The sequence below is a fragment of the Variovorax sp. 54 genome, assembly GCF_002754375.1.
GTDB lineage: Bacteria > Pseudomonadota > Gammaproteobacteria > Burkholderiales > Burkholderiaceae_C > Variovorax.
In genome coordinates, this window is sequence record NZ_PEFF01000001.1 from 4,113,583 (window position 1) to 4,128,146 (window position 14,564).

Below are 14,564 nucleotides of genomic sequence, written 5' to 3' on the forward strand. Positions count from 1 at the left end.
GTCTGTATGACCGAAAACCTCAATCCATTCGCACTAATTCGAGCGTCCGACTATACGGATGCTCAGATCAACTCACTATGGGTGGAACTTGGCGCGAAGGTTATTAATGCAATTATCGAACCTCGCTCACGCGATTCCAAATATATTTTGGGTGGGAAGGGAACGGGTAAGACTCATTTGCTTAGATACCACTCGTATTCGGCGGTGCGTCTTCGAGCACCTAAAAAGCAAGGGGTTGAAATAATTGCAGCAGCGAAGGTGCTTGCGGTATTTGTTCGTGCGGCAGGCTTTGATGCCTCACGCTTTGACCCCCCAAAGGAGTCGGCGGCCAAATGGCAACAGCTTTTTGGTGTTTATCTTGAGTTGCGCTTAGTTGAAGGCGTTCTTGATGCACTCAACGATATTAAGAAAAGTTCGCCCGATAGTTATTTCGACGACGCAGCACTTCTGCAAAGTATTTCCAGATCGGTTCATGATCCCGAGATTCTTCAATGCCAGACGCTAAGCGATTTTTCTCGGTGGGTGGACAGAGAGCGTCGTGGAATTGATGATGCCGTAAATAATTCTGCTTTTAATGGTGAGCTCAATGTGCGCGTCGCCTTTGCTATCGGCGGGTTGTGTATTCCTCTTGGACGTGCGCTCGCCGCATGGAATGAATGTTTTTTGGATGTTCCGTTAATTTATCTCGTTGACGAAATCGAGAATTTTTCGATCTCTCAGCAAGAAGTTGTTAACACGCTAATTCGATACGGCGAAGGTCAAACAACTTTTCGAATGACTGGGCGTCTGTATTCGCGGAAAACCTTATCCACCATTGCTAACGGAGAGGAGAATCGCGAAGGCTCGGAGTTTCGGACGATCGTTTTGGACGAGGTTTTGCGAAGCTATCAAAAGTATCCACAATTTGCTAGGCAATTCGTTGCAAAGCGATTGGGGATAATCGGAATCGATAATGTTGATTTCACGGGAGGCGGCTTTGATCCTAAACTTTGCTTTGAGGAAATCGATGGATCTGATTTTTATGCGAAGCCCATTGCATCGCTTGGGATAGCGGACTCAAATCCTCAATTTGTAAAGCACTTCCGTGATGCACTGTTTAGTCTTAGGGGATTTGTTGCGCTATCGGGGAGTGAAATTGATGTTGTTGTAGACGGGCTGACCGCGGCATTTCCTTTGCTGTTGCAAAAACTGAATATCTTGATTTTTTGTAAGCGATTTACGAAAAAGTCCAAGGCGCTGGCAGTTGCGATGGAAATTAAAAACATGGGGTTGGAGTTCTTGAAAAAAGAGAGTTCCAAAAGAGACTATTACGCGACAGCGTACGGGCATTATGCGATAGATCTATTCGCACAGCTTTGTCGTGAATCTAGCAAGCTCGAGAAGCCCTTGTACGCCGGATTTGATTCCTTTGTAAAAATGTCATCCGGAAACCCCCGGAACCTACTTGTAGTGCTTGGGCGTTTATATGAAATTGCTACCTTCAAAGGTATGCCATTCATGGGAGGCGCGATCTTGCCGATTTCGATGCAATCTCAAGCCGCTATTGAGGCCGCAAGATTCATGTTTGAGCGGGACACAAATTACGGAAGTCAATCAGATTTAGCTCGTGAAGGTGTCTCACGACTCGCATCGCTTCTTAGGGTTGCGCGTTATGCACTGAGCATCCCGGAGGTTTCTCCATTGGCTGTGAGTTTTGCAGATTCTGATTTGACAAAACAAGCTCGAAAAATTCTCAATAGCGCCCTAAACTATTCCCTAATTTTTGAAATTCAAGAGGGACGACCAGACAGGAATAGTCAACTTCTTTTGAGAAAAATACAACTAAACCCGGTGCTCTCTCCCAGGTGGGGGTTGCCCGTGGCAAGAAGAGGGGATTTGTCATTGACAAAAGATTTGCTTAATGCAATTTTCGATCCGGAGCTTGAGAAAGACTTTGAAGCCCTTCTGAGAACCCATTCTGCAAAATGGAATATGCCGCTAAAAGGTTCGTATTTCGACATATCGCAAAGCAATCTTTTTGAAAATGATTGATTACGCGGTTTTTTATCGACGACCAATTCAAGTTGAGAGAATCTCCAAGGAGTTGCCTCGATTTGATATTCTCGTTTCAGCTTTTAATTCCAGCGATAGAGTGAGTGGAGTGTTTTCTGGAATTAATTCGGTGAGGAAAATTTGGCTCATTCATCCAGAATATCAGTACCTACCAGTTGATCTTCCTGAGGGGCACGAGCTCGTTCACCCGACATCTACGGATGAAGTTGTTCAAGTCAATGCGTTGCTGGCACAAATGGGCGACCTAAATGGAAAGTCAATTTGCGTTGACATTACAGGATTTATGCGTCACGTCCTAGTATTTTTGACAGCGAAGTTTGAGAATTTGGGGTTGCATCAATTTACGGCTGTCTATTCTGAGCCACAGACATATCTAAAACAGGAGCACACTAGTTTTAGTACAACCACGTCTGGCGTCGTTCGGCCTGTGCGGGGTCTTGGTCCAAGTACGACAGGCTCGGCGAAGGAGTTTTTGATCTTGGGTGTTGGCTACGATGATCGATTGATAAGTGAAGTCGCAAACAATAAAGATGGATCGGTTGTTTTTCCTGTCTTTGCATTCCCTTCCCTAAGCCCCGATATGTATCAGCAAAGTGCAATTAGGGCAGCTGCGAGCGGGGAGGTCGCTCTCAGAAGCGATTGGGTGGGGAATAGACGATTCGCTCCGGCAAATGATCCATTTTCGACAGCCAATACACTCAGTGCAATAGTTAATGAGATTGATCGAAAGGGTGGAGCGAATAACATCTATTTGTCCCCTCTGTCAACAAAAGTGCAAGCACTTGGATTCAGCATTTATTGGTTATTTGAGGGGCGCTCGAGAGGTGCAGTTTCGATCATCTTTCCTGAGTGTCTGACGTATTCTCGGGAAACTTCGATTGGTCTGAAGAGGCTTTGGACCTACACGGTGGAGTTGCGTCGCCCACCTGCGTGACACGTTGCTATGGATTCGGAAAATTAATTTGGCGGGCTTGCTCGCGTCGATATACTGACCCGTCGCGCAAAAAGCGTGACCGGGTTTGGAAGCCCGTCGAAGTTCTGCGACGAAAGCCGCAGTCACCGCAACATGGTCTGCGGCTTTTCTGTTTGCGCCTCCAGTTTTTGGCGGCTCGAACGGGAAGGCGCGAGCCTTGCCGGTTCTCGTCAGAGCTTCCCGGTCTTCCAACCCGTTCGAGCTGCCGCCACCGTTTGGAAGCGGGTGCGTCGGTTGTTGCAAATCGAAGTTCTGGGAGGCCACTCATGGCTGAATCTGCACCCGTGTTCGCGCAACCGCGCGCTTGCACCTCTTCTCTCGACTCCGCGCTACCCACGCTCGACGACCTTGCCCTGCAAGCTTGCGACGACGCCGACAGCCTCAATGGCGTGATGCGCGCCTACACAGCGCTAGAAAAGCTCGTAGACACCAGCGCCCTGAACGACAGCGAAGAGCTCGCCCCCACCCGCACTGAACTGAGCGCCTTGCTGCGCCTGCTCAACGAAGCGTTGATGACGCGTATCGCCACCGTCAACGCAACAGCCGGCGCCGTACGCGATGCGCTGCAAGCGCAACCTTCGCTCAAGCCGGCCTAGCCACAGCGGCTGGCGTGAGGCCTCTGCATCACGACCGGCCCGCAACCCCTAAGCCGCCTTCGGCTCCGGCAACACCGCCGTCAACGCAAAGTCCACCAGCATCAACCACGTCTCTTCAAGCCCGGTGATGTTGTGGTGGTCCGAATTCGACACGGTCTGCACGCTCACGGGCGTGGGCCAGGCGGCGATGAGTTTTTCGGAGCGTTCGTGCGGCACGACGTCGTCCTTCGCGGCGAGCAGCACCTGGGTCTTGGCGGCGACTTCCTTGCTGTGCTCGATGGAGTTGAAGCGGTGCCGCAGCAACAGCGACAGCGGCACGAGCGGAAAGCGCTTCTTGGCGACTTCGAGCAGCGAGTCGTACGGGGTCACGAGCTGCAGGCTTTCGAAGGGCTGCTGCGCCACGAGCTGGATGGCCACGCCGGTGCCGAGGCTGCGGCCGACCACGTGCAGGCGCGCATGCGGAAAGGCGCGGCGCAGGTGGTTGGCGAACTGGGCGGCGTCGGCGACGGAGGCGATTTCGGAAGGCGCGCCCTCCGAGTCGGCCACGCCCCGGTAGTTGAGGGCGGCAAAGCCGAAGCCCTCGGGCAGCCAGTGCAGCATCTGCGCGGTGGCGCGCACGTCTTCGCCGCGGCCGGCGAAGTAGATGAACAAATCCTGCAGCGCGTCTTCACCGTGGGGGTGGTACACGTAGCCGCGCACCATGCCGCCCGGCACGGGGTGTGAGTAGGTCGAGAAGTCGTCCGACAGATGCACGACGGGCAGCTTGCGGGCGTTGAACAGGATGTGGCCCTGTCGCGTGGCGAGCAGGGTCCAGTAGGCGGCCAGGCTGCCGATGACGGCGGCCGAGGCCGACAGGGCAATGCGTGCAATCTTGGCTTGGGTCTTCGGCTGCAAATCTGGGCTCCCGGAAAAATGGCTGCGTGGCACTGCAAGGGCAGGGCCCAGCGGGTGCACAACGCGCAAGGGGCGTAGTTTCACCGCGTTCGCAAGGCGCCGCGTTGCGAGGTGTATGGCGGTACCGTGCGGCGCGCTGGCCGGGGGCTGAAGATAATCCGGACATGATCGCTCTCGACTGCTACTACAGCCTCTCCTCGCCCTGGGCCTACCTCGGCGGCCCGCAACTGCAAGACATCGTGCGCCGCCACCACGTGCAGCTCACGCTCAAGCCCTACGACTTCCAGGCGGTGGTGCCGCAGACCGGCGGCATTCCGCTGAAGACGCGCCCGGAGCCGCGCCGCACGTACCACGCGCTGGAGCTGTCGCGCTGGCGCGATTACCTCGGCCTGCCGATGAACCTGGAGCCCGCGCACTACCCGAAGGGCGCGCCGACCGATCCGAACTGGAACAAGTACCCCGGCTGGATGGTGATTGCCGCCCAGCTGCAGGGCCTCGACGCGCAGCCGCTGTCGCACGCCTTGCTGCGCGCGCTGTGGGCCGAGGAGCGCGACACGGCGCAGGCCGACGTGCGCATCGCCATCGCCGACGAAACCGGTTATGACGGCGCGGCGCTGCAGGCGCTGGAGCAGTCGGCCGAGGTGCTGGCCGTGTACCGCGCGAACAGCGCCGACGCGGTGGAGGCGGGCGTGTTCGGCGCGCCCACGTTCATCCTGAACGGCGAGCGCTTCTGGGGGCAAGACCGCCTGGCGTTCCTCGACCGGGCGCTGGACAAGCTGCGCGCCGGCGGCTGAGCGACAACCTCTTCGTTTTTCTTTCTCTTCTTCTTCAGGCGAACGAGCGCGGCAGCAGCGCGGGAATGAGCGAGCGGTTCAGCCGCTCGCGCCACCAGCGCAGCGCCTGGCCTTGTGCGCCGGTCTTCCACGCGAGCCAGAAGGCTTCGGGCGTGCGCGGCTCTTCGGTCGGCAGTTCGACCAGCGTGCCGCGCGACAGCTCGCCGGCGATGCAGGCGCGCGGCAGAAAGCCGTGGCCCAGTCCGGCGACCTGGCAGGCGACCTTGGCGGCCATTGACGGCACGGTAATGCGCGGCTGCCCGGCCATGAGGCCGACGGTGCGGTCCGACAGGATGCGCGCGGTGTCGCCGACGACGATGGCGTTGCAGTCGATCAGGTCGCCGCGCTGCACGGGGCGCGTCAGCCGCGTGAGCGGGTGGGTGGGCGCGACGCAGAAGGCGAAGTCGAGGCTGCCCACGGCCGCGGTCTGGTAGCCGCCGCCGGCCGGGCCTTCGCCTGCGGCCACGACGATGTCGGCGCGGCCCTCGCGCAACGCCTCCCAGCTGCCAGTGAGCGCCTCGCAGCCGATGCGCAGCCGCGTGCCGCAGCGCAGGTCTTCAAAAGCACGGATGTCGCTCATGAAGGCCTCGGTGGGAATGAGCGAGTCGTGCACCAGCCGCAGCTCCGACTCGTAGCCGGTGGCAATCTGACGCATGCGCGATTCGAGGTCGCTCGCGGCGCCGAGCAGCCAGCGGCCTTCCTTGAGCATTTCTTCGCCGGCCCCGGTGAGGGTCACGCGCGGACCGTTGCGCTCGAACAGCAGCATGCCGAGCTGCTCTTCGAGCTTGCCGACGGCGTAAGAGATGGTGGAGGGCACCTTGTTCAGCCGCGTCGCGGCGGCGGCAAAGGAGCCGTGGCGCGCGATGGCGTCGACGACCTCGATGGCTTCCAGGGTGAGCTTGAGCACGGGGCGTTCCTCGCAAAAAAGGAATGATCGAAAACTTCGATCATTGATGGTGAAAAGTTTCGTCGATGAGGCCCTGCGTGCACCGGATGATTCAGCCCACGCCAAGGAAATTCCCTCCGAAAGCGATTGTGAACCGAATCGAATATCTAAGTACTCAACCCTGTCAAAGGAGCCTCTCATGACCGTCAAAGCCACCCCCACCGCCGGCGCCACGCTGCTCACCCCCACCGACCACACGCTGGTGATGATCGACTTCCAGTCGCAGATGGCCTTTGCCACGCACTCGATCGACGCCGTCAACCTGCGCAACAACGCCGCGCTGGTGGCGCAGGCGGCGGCGGGCTTCAAGGTGTCGACCATCCTGACGACGGTGGCCGAAAAGAGTTTTTCGGGCCCGATGTTCAGCGAGATCACCGACGCCTTCCCCGGCCAGAAGATGCTCGACCGCACCTCGATGAACACCTGGGAAGACGCCGCCGTGATCGACCGCGTGAACGAAATCGGCAAGCCGCGCATCGTGCTGGCGGGCCTGTGGACCAGCGTGTGCATCGTCGGCCCGGCGCTGTCGGCACTCGACCAGGGCTTCGAGGTGTACGTGATTGCCGACGCCAGCGGCGACGTGTCCACCGAGGCGCATAACCGCGCAATGGAGCGCATGGTGCAGGCCGGCGCGCGGCCGATGACCTCGCTGCAGTACCTGCTGGAGCTGCAGCGCGACTGGGCGCGTGGCGACACGTACGAGCTGACGACCGGCATTGCGAAGAAGGTGGGCGGCGCCTACGGTCTGGGCGTGACCTACGCCAAGACCATGTTCGGCGCGCACGAAGGCTGAGCGCCAGAGCACCCGGAAGGCCGACCGACCATGAAGACCTATGTCGTTTCCCTCGCGCTCGGCCTGCTGGTCGGCGTGATCTACGCGCTCTTCCAGGTGCGCTCGCCGGCGCCGCCGGTGATCGCCCTGGTGGGCCTCTTGGGCATCCTGCTGGGCGAGCAGATTCCGCCGCTGGTGCGGCAGGTGTTCGACCGGCCGGCCGCCACCTCGTGGCTGCAGCACCAGGTCAAGCCGCATGTGTTCGGCGAACTGCCCACCTGCGTGAAGCCCGAGGCGGTGAAGACCGCCGCCGCCCGCCCGTCCGAGCGGAGCGACGCATGAGCTCGCAAGACCCGCAACGCCGTCACTTTCTTGGCGCCCTTGGCGCCCTCGCAGCCACCTCCCTCGCACCCGCATCGACCATGGCCCACACCGAAAACTCCACCCCCGACCTCATCCTGCGCAACGGTCGCTTCACCACGCTGGACCGTGCCAACCCCACGGCCGACGCGGTGGCGATCAAGGACGGCCGCTTCACCCGCGTGGGCCGCGCCGAAGACGTGCTGCCGCTGGCCGGCAGCCGCACCCGCGTGATCGACCTGCAGGGCAAACGCGTGCTGCCGGGCCTCATCGACAACCACCTGCACATCATTCGCGGCGGGCTCAACTACAACATGGAGCTGCGCTGGGACGGCGTGAAGAGCCTGGCCGACGCGATGGGCATGCTCCGGCGCCAGGTGGCGATCACGCCTGCGCCGCAGTGGGTGCGCGTGGTGGGCGGCTTCACCGAGCATCAGTTCGTCGAGAAGCGCCTGCCGACCCTGGCCGAGCTGAACGCGGTGGCGCCCGACACGCCGGTGTTCATCCTGCACCTGTACGACCGCGCGCTGCTCAACGGCGCTGCGCTGCGCGCCGTGGGCTACACCAAGGACACGCCCGCGCCGCCCGGCGGCGAGATCGTGCGCGACAGCGCCGGCAACCCCACCGGCCTGCTGCTGGCCAAGCCGAATGCGGCCATCCTCTACGCCACGCTGGCCAAGGGGCCGAAGCTGCCGTTCGACTACCAGCTCAATTCCACGCGCCACTTCATGCGCGAGCTCAACCGCCTGGGCGTGACCGGCGCCATCGATGCGGGCGGCGGCAACCAGAACTTCCCCGACGACTACGAAGTGATCCGCAAGCTGCACGACGACGGGCAGCTCACGATCCGCCTGGCCTACAACCTCTTCACGCAGAAGCCCAAGGCCGAGAAGGACGACTTCCTGAACTGGACGGCCAACTCGACCTACAAGCAGGGCGACGACTACTTCCGCCACAACGGCGCGGGCGAGATGCTGGTGTTCTCGGCGGCCGACTTCGAAGACTTTCGCCAGCCGCGCCCCGAGATGGCGCCCGAGATGGAAGGCGACCTTGAAGGCGTGGTGCGCATCCTGGCGCAAAACCGCTGGCCGTGGCGCATGCATGCGACCTACGACGAAACCATCAGCCGGTCGCTCGACGTGTTCGAGAAGGTCAACAAGGACACGCCGCTCGCGGGCCTGAACTGGTTCTTCGACCATGCCGAGACGATTTCCGAGAAGTCGATGGACCGCATCGCCGCGCTGGGCGGCGGCGTGGCGGTGCAGCACCGCATGGCCTACCAGGGCGAGTATTTCGTCGAGCGCTACGGCCCCGGCGCGGCCGAGGCCACGCCGCCGGTCAAGCGCATGCTCGAGCGCGGCCTGAAGGTCTCGGCCGGCACCGACGCGACGCGCGTGGCCTCGTACAACCCGTGGGTGTCGCTGTCGTGGCTGGTCACGGGCAAGACGGTGGGCGGCATGCAGCTGTACCCGCAGCGCAATTGCCTGGACCGCGAAGGCGCGCTGCGCATGTGGACCGAGAACGTCGCCTGGTTCTCGAACGAAGAGGGCAAGAAGGGCCGCATCGAGGCCGGTCAGCTCGCCGACCTGGTGGTGCCCGACCGCGATTTCTTCGCCTGCGCCGAATCGGAAATCGCCGACACGACCGCGCTGCTCACGATGGTGGGTGGCAAGGTGGTCTACGGCGCCGGCCCGTTCGCCCCGCACGACGAAGGCAGCGTGCCGCCCGCCATGCCCGACTGGTCGCCCGCGCGCACTTTCGGCGGCTATGCCGGCTGGGCCGACAAGGCCGAAGGCGCACCGTTGCAGAAGGTGATGCGCAACGCTGCGATGTCGTGCGCCTGCGCCAACGACTGCAACGTGCACGGCCACCAGCACGCGACGGCATGGAGCAGCAAGCTGCCCATCGCCGACCTGAAGAGCTTCTGGGGCGCGCTCGGTTGCGCCTGCTGGGCGGTGTGATGAAGACGATGCACTGGACCCTTTCGCCCGCCGTGCGCTGGATCGCCTTGCTGCTGCTGTGCGCGGCCTACCTGCAGGGCGGCCTGAACAAGGCGATGGACTTCGATGCCGCCATCGGCGAGATGAACCACTTCGGCCTGTCGCCGGCCGGCCCGCTGGCCGTGGCGGTGATCGTGCTGGAGCTGGGCGCCGCGGCGCTCATCCTCATCGGCTTCTGGCGCTGGCTCGGTGCGCTCGCACTGGGCGGCTTCACGCTGATGGCGACCTTTGTCGCGCTGCGTTTCTGGGAAATGCCGATGGGGCAAGAACGCTTCATGGCCGCGAACTCTTTCTTCGAACACCTGGGCCTGGTCGGCGGCTTTGTGCTCGTCGCCTGGCTCGACCTCAAGGAGCGCCAGGATGACTGAGCCTCAAAAGTCTGCCGGCGCTTTTGCGCCGCTGCGCCAGCCGGTCTTCGCGGTGCTGTGGGCCGCCACGGTGCTGGGCAACATCGGCAGCTTCATGCGCGACGTGGCCAGCTCGTGGCTGGTGACCGACCTGTCGGCCAGCCCGACGGCGGTGGCGCTGATCCAGACGGCGGCGACGCTGCCGATCTTCCTGCTCGCGATTCCGGCGGGCGTGCTCTCGGACATCCTCGACCGGCGGCGCTTTTTGATCTTCGTGCAGGTGCTGCTGGCTGCCGTGAGCGGCACGCTGCTGGTGCTGTCGCACACGGGGGCGCTCACGGTCGAGTACCTGGTGGCGCTGACCTTCGTGGGCGGCATCGGCGCAGCACTCATGGGGCCGACCTGGCAGTCGATCGTGCCGGAGTTGGTGCCACGCAGCGAGTTGAAGGGCGCGGTGGCGCTCAACTCGCTGGGCATCAACATCGCGCGCTCCATCGGGCCGGCGGCAGGCGGGCTGATCCTCGCGAGCTTCGGTGCGGCTGCCACCTACGGGCTCGATGTGCTGAGCTATGTGTTCGTGATCGCGGCGCTGTTGTGGTGGAAGCGCCCGGCGGCGGTCGACAGCGGGCTGTCCGAGAACTTCTTCGGCGCCTTCCGTGCGGGCATCCGCTACACGCGGGCCAGCAAGGAGCTGCACGTGGTGCTGCTGCGCGCGGCGGTGTTCTTCTTGTTTGCCAGCTCGGTGTGGGCGCTGCTGCCGCTGGTGGCGCGCCAGATGCTCGGCGGCACGGCGAGCTTCTACGGCATCCTGCTCGGCGCCGTGGGCGCGGGCGCCATCGGCGGTGCGCTGGTGATGCCGCGGCTGCGTGCGCGGCTCGATGCCGACGGCATGCTGCTGCTGGCTTCGCTGCTCACGGCGGCGGTGATGGGTGGACTGGTGTTCGCGCCGCCGCAATGGCTCGCGGTGCCGATGCTGGGCGTGCTCGGCCTGGGCTGGATCATTGCGCTCACCACGCTCAACGGGGTGGCGCAGTCGATCCTGCCGAACTGGGTGCGCGGGCGCGGGCTGGCCGTGTACCTCACGGTGTTCAACGGCGCCATGGCCGCGGGCAGCCTGGGCTGGGGCCTGATTGCGCAGCAGATCGGCGTGCCGGCCACGCTGGTGGCGGGCGCGGTGGGGCTGGTGGTGATGGGGCTGGTGTTCCATCGCGTGCGGCTGCCCGCCGGCGAGGCCGACCTGCAGGCGTCGAACCACTGGCCCGAACCGCTGCTGGCCGAGCCTGTGGCGCACGACCGCGGGCCCGTGATGATCCAGGTCGAGTACCGCATCCGCAAGGAAGACCGGCCGGCGTTCCTCGATGCGATGAAGCGGCTGTCGCTCGAGCGCCGCCGCGACGGTGCCTACGCCTGGGGCGTGCACGAACACACGACCGACGCCGAGCGCGTGATGGAGTGGTTCCTCGTGGAATCGTGGGCCGAGCATTTGCGCCAGCACCACCGCGTGTCGCAGGCCGACGCCGACCTGCAGGCCGAGGCGCTGCGCTTTCACATCGGCCCGGGCAAGCCCGAGGTGCATCACTTCCTGGCGCTCTGAGCGGCGCTTTCTTTCCCGTTCCATGTCTCTTCAACCCAAGGAAAAAACCATGACAACACTGACCCTTCGCGACGGCACCGAGCTCTATTACAAGGACTGGGGCAGCGGCCAGCCGATTCTTTTCAGCCATGGCTGGCCGCTGAGCGCCGACATGTGGGACGCCCAGATGCTGTTCTTCGCCGAACGCGGCTACCGCGTCATCGCGTTCGACCGCCGCGGTTTCGGCCGGTCGAGCCAGCCCTGGACCGGCTACGACTACGACACCTTCGCCGACGACATCGCCGAACTGATCGAGACGCTCGACCTGAAGGACGTGATCCTGGCGGGCTTCTCGATGGGCGGCGGCGACGTCACGCGCTACATCGCGCGCAAGGGCAGCGCGCGTGTGGCGAAGCTCGCGCTCATCAGCGCGGTGACGCCGCTGTTCATGAAGACGGCCGACCATCCCGTGGGCCCCGAGGCGTCGCTGTTCGCGGGCATCCGCGCCGGGCTGGCCGCCGACCGGCCGCAGTTCATCGACGACTTCAGCACGCTGTTCTACGGCACCAACCGCCCGGGCGCGAAGGTGTCGCAGGGCGTGTTCAAGCAGACGCTGCAGATCGCGCTGCAGGCCTCGATCAAGGCCACCATCGACTGCGTGACGGCGTTCTCCGAGACCGACTTCCGCCCCGACATGGCGAAGATCGACGTGCCCACGCTGGTGATCCACGGCGACGACGACCAGGTCGTGCCCTTCGAGGCCACGGGCAAGCTGGCGGCCGAAATGATCAAGGGCAGCCAGCTCAAGGTGTATGCCGGCGCGCCGCACGCCACCTGCACCACGCACGCGGCGCAGGTCAACGCCGACCTGCTGGCGTTCATCCAGGGCTGAGGCCGCTGAGACTGGGTGTGCCGAAAGGGCTGCGCCCTGCGGCCCTTTCGGCGCGAAGGGCGGCGCCGGTGGCGATAATCCGGCGATGCGAATCCGCTTTACCAAGATGCAGGGAGCCGGCAACGATTTCGTCGTGCTCGACGAAACGCGCGGCACGCTGGGCCTCAGCGCCGCGCAGTACCGCTTCCTGGCCGACCGCCATTTCGGCGTCGGCGCCGACCAGATCCTCACGGTGCGCCCGTCGCCCGCTGCAGGCATCGACTTCCAGTACGTGATCCACAACGCCGACGGCGGCGAGGTGGAGCAGTGCGGCAACGGGGCGCGTTGTTTCATGCGCTTCGTGAGCGAGCACGGCCTGACCGAGAAGAAAGACGTGCGCGTGCAGACGCTGGCCGGCGTGATCGAGCCGCGCATGGGCGACGACGGCCGCGTGACGGTCGACATGGGCGCCCCGGTCTTCGAGCCGGCGCGCGTGCCCTTCGACACGGCCGGGCTCGACCCGCAGCACGAAGGCGCGTGGCAGAAGTGGCACCTCGCCTTGGGCACCCGGGCCGGCAGCGCTATCGTTTCGGTAGCGGTGCTGTCGATGGGCAACCCGCACGCGGTGCAGGTGGTCGACAACGTCGACACGGCGCCGGTGGCCGAGCAGGGCCCGCAGATCGAGCACCACCCGCGCTTTCCGCAGCGCGTGAACGCGGGCTTCATGCAGGTGGTCGACCGGTCGAACATCAAGCTGCGGGTGTTCGAGCGCGGCGCCGGCGAAACGCTGGCCTGCGGCACGGGCGCCTGCGCGGCGGTGGTGGCGGGCATTCGCCTGGGGCTGCTGGATTCCCGCGTCGACGTGCAGACGCACGGCGGCATTCTCACGATCGAGTGGCAGGGCGACGGCCGGCCGGTGCTCATGACAGGACCGGCCACGACGGTGTTCGAGGGCGAGATCGACGTGCCCGACATTTCGGAACAGCCATGACCCCATTCACCCACGACAACAACGCCATGAACCCGATCACCGAAGACGACATCGCGAACTACCTGTCGAACACGCCCGACTTCTTTGAGCGCCACGCCCAGCTGCTGGCGCAGGTGCAGCTCACCAGCCCGCACGGCAACCGCGCCGTGAGCCTGCAGGAGCGCCAGGCCGAAATGCTGCGCGAGAAGATCAAGGCGCTGGAGCACCGCCTGATGGACATGGTGCGCCACGGCACCGAAAACGTCGTCATCGCCGACCGCCTGCAGCGCTGGACCAAGGGCCTGCTGACCACGCGCGACCCGCGCAGCCTGCCGTACCGCATCGCGGTCGACCTGCAGTCGCTGTTCCTGGTGCCGCAAACGGCCATCAAGGTGTGGGACTGCGGCACCGAGTACCTGAACGAAGCCTATGCCCAGTGGGTGAGCGACGACGTGAAGGCGCTGGCCACCTCGCTCACCTCGCCGTACTGCGGGCTCAATTCGGGCTTCGAGGCGGCCAACTGGCTGCCCGAGCCGCAGGGCGCCGCATCGATCGCGCTGATTCCGCTGCGCGCCGACGCCGAATCGCCGGCCTTCGGCCTGCTGGTGCTGGCCTCGCCGGACGCGCAGCGCTTCAACGCCGAAATGGGCACGGACTTTCTCGAGCGCATCGCCGAGCTGTCGTCGGGCGCGCTGTCGCGGCTGCGCCCTTGAGCGGTCCCGCGCGACGCGGGTGGCGCCGCCGGCCCTGGCTGACCGGCCTGTGCCTGCTGCTGCTGGCCGGCGTGCTGACGTATGTCGCCATCGCGGGCGTGATCTGGCGGCATGCCGAAGCCGCACTGGCCGGCCCGCTGCCGCGTGCGGCCGACGTGGCGCTGGTGCTGGGCAACCGCGCCTACCTCGACGGCAAGCCGAACCCCTGCCTCACGGGCCGGGTCGACCAGGGCATCGTGCTGGCGCGCGCCGGTCGCGTGCAGACGCTGGTGTTCTCGGGCGGCGTCGATGTCGAAGACGGCCGCATCGAAGCCGAGGTGATGCGCGACCACGCCACGGCCGAGGGCTACACGGGGCCGATGGTGCTGGAGTCGGTGTCGTCGTCCACGCGCGCCAACCTGTCGCTGTCGCGCACGGTGCTCGAAGCCAATGGCGTGCGCAGCGTGATCATCGTGTCGGAGCCGTACCACCTGTGGCGCATCGAGCGGCTGGTGCGTGCCAGCGGCTTCGACCAGGCCTTCGACGTGCAGTACGCCGCCGCGCCCACCTCGTGCTGGCGCCGCTGGGGCATGCTGTTCAAGGGCGCATTGCGTGAGCCTGCCGCCATCGTGAACAATGCATCGCTCGGTTATCTGTTCTAGCTAGCGCGGCCCCGCGCGGCGCA

The 14,564-nt window shown here is 63.7% G+C and carries 15 protein-coding genes; 13 read left to right on the forward strand and 2 right to left on the reverse strand.

What is annotated here, in order from left to right; all coding sequences use genetic code 11:
* The first annotated feature begins 6 nt into the window (after positions 1 to 6).
* The 3 genes from CLU95_RS19030 to CLU95_RS19040 all read left to right on the forward strand — a co-directional run bounded on the left by CLU95_RS19030 (position 7) and on the right by CLU95_RS19040 (position 3,621).
* Entirely contained in the window at positions 7 to 2,031 is a 2,025-nt protein-coding gene (locus CLU95_RS19030) for an ORC-CDC6 family AAA ATPase (RefSeq protein WP_099795050.1), read from the forward strand.
* Positions 2,024 to 2,986, forward strand: coding sequence for a hypothetical protein (locus tag CLU95_RS19035; RefSeq protein WP_099795051.1), 963 nt, complete (start codon positions 2,024 to 2,026; stop codon positions 2,984 to 2,986). Before CLU95_RS19030 ends, CLU95_RS19035 begins: the two co-directional genes overlap by 8 nt.
* 305 nt (positions 2,987 to 3,291) lie before the next feature.
* Positions 3,292 to 3,621 carry a hypothetical protein gene (locus tag CLU95_RS19040; protein WP_099795052.1) on the forward strand — a complete coding sequence of 110 codons (330 nt, stop codon included), beginning with the start codon at positions 3,292 to 3,294 and terminating at the stop codon, positions 3,619 to 3,621.
* Between the two features lie 48 nt (positions 3,622 to 3,669).
* Here CLU95_RS19040 and CLU95_RS19045 read toward each other — a convergent pair whose 3' ends face one another.
* Positions 3,670 to 4,515 (reverse strand): alpha/beta hydrolase, encoded by an 846-nt coding sequence (locus tag CLU95_RS19045; protein ID WP_180288643.1) that lies wholly within the window; start codon positions 4,513 to 4,515, stop codon positions 3,670 to 3,672.
* 164 nt (positions 4,516 to 4,679) lie between these two features.
* Between CLU95_RS19045 and CLU95_RS19050 the strand changes: the two genes are divergently transcribed.
* Positions 4,680 to 5,309 carry a 2-hydroxychromene-2-carboxylate isomerase gene (locus CLU95_RS19050; protein ID WP_099795053.1) on the forward strand — a complete coding sequence of 210 codons (630 nt, stop codon included), beginning with the start codon at positions 4,680 to 4,682 and terminating at the stop codon, positions 5,307 to 5,309.
* A gap of 34 nt (positions 5,310 to 5,343) precedes the next feature.
* On the opposite strand, the gene CLU95_RS19055 is transcribed toward CLU95_RS19050, so the two are convergent.
* Positions 5,344 to 6,255 (reverse strand): LysR family transcriptional regulator, encoded by a 912-nt coding sequence (locus tag CLU95_RS19055; protein ID WP_099795054.1) that lies wholly within the window; start codon positions 6,253 to 6,255, stop codon positions 5,344 to 5,346.
* Between the two features lie 178 nt (positions 6,256 to 6,433).
* On the opposite strand from CLU95_RS19055, the gene CLU95_RS19060 reads away from it, so the two are divergent.
* The 9 genes from CLU95_RS19060 (at position 6,434) to CLU95_RS19100 (ending at position 14,541) form a co-directional block, all read left to right on the forward strand.
* Positions 6,434 to 7,087, forward strand: coding sequence for a hydrolase (locus CLU95_RS19060; protein WP_099795055.1), 654 nt, complete (start codon positions 6,434 to 6,436; stop codon positions 7,085 to 7,087).
* Positions 7,088 to 7,117: 30 nt separating this feature from the next.
* Positions 7,118 to 7,408, forward strand: a complete 291-nt coding sequence (locus CLU95_RS19065) for a DUF1427 family protein (protein ID WP_099795056.1) — start codon at positions 7,118 to 7,120, stop codon at positions 7,406 to 7,408.
* A gap of 80 nt (positions 7,409 to 7,488) precedes the next feature.
* Positions 7,489 to 9,387 carry an amidohydrolase gene (locus CLU95_RS19070; protein ID WP_218967465.1) on the forward strand — a complete coding sequence of 633 codons (1,899 nt, stop codon included), beginning with the start codon at positions 7,489 to 7,491 and terminating at the stop codon, positions 9,385 to 9,387.
* 8 nt (positions 9,388 to 9,395) lie between these two features.
* Complete coding sequence (locus tag CLU95_RS19075; protein WP_099797382.1) at positions 9,396 to 9,794, forward strand: DoxX family protein; 399 nt, start codon at positions 9,396 to 9,398, stop codon at positions 9,792 to 9,794.
* Positions 9,787 to 11,367, forward strand: coding sequence for an MFS transporter (locus tag CLU95_RS19080; RefSeq protein ID WP_099795058.1), 1,581 nt, complete (start codon positions 9,787 to 9,789; stop codon positions 11,365 to 11,367). Before CLU95_RS19075 ends, CLU95_RS19080 begins: the two co-directional genes overlap by 8 nt.
* A 49-nt stretch (positions 11,368 to 11,416) precedes the next feature.
* On the forward strand, positions 11,417 to 12,238 hold the full coding sequence (locus tag CLU95_RS19085; protein ID WP_099795059.1) for an alpha/beta fold hydrolase: 822 nt from the start codon (positions 11,417 to 11,419) through the stop codon (positions 12,236 to 12,238).
* An 85-nt stretch (positions 12,239 to 12,323) separates the two neighbouring features.
* On the forward strand, positions 12,324 to 13,208 hold the full coding sequence (gene dapF / locus CLU95_RS19090; protein ID WP_099795060.1) for a diaminopimelate epimerase: 885 nt from the start codon (positions 12,324 to 12,326) through the stop codon (positions 13,206 to 13,208).
* Positions 13,205 to 13,900: a DUF484 family protein gene (locus tag CLU95_RS19095; RefSeq protein WP_099795061.1), complete on the forward strand. Its 696-nt coding sequence runs from the start codon at positions 13,205 to 13,207 to the stop codon at positions 13,898 to 13,900. The genes dapF and CLU95_RS19095 overlap by 4 nt, the downstream gene beginning before the upstream one ends.
* Positions 13,897 to 14,541, forward strand: coding sequence for a YdcF family protein (locus CLU95_RS19100; protein WP_257214669.1), 645 nt, complete (start codon positions 13,897 to 13,899; stop codon positions 14,539 to 14,541). The genes CLU95_RS19095 and CLU95_RS19100 overlap by 4 nt, the downstream gene beginning before the upstream one ends.
* Positions 14,542 to 14,564 lie beyond the last annotated feature (23 nt).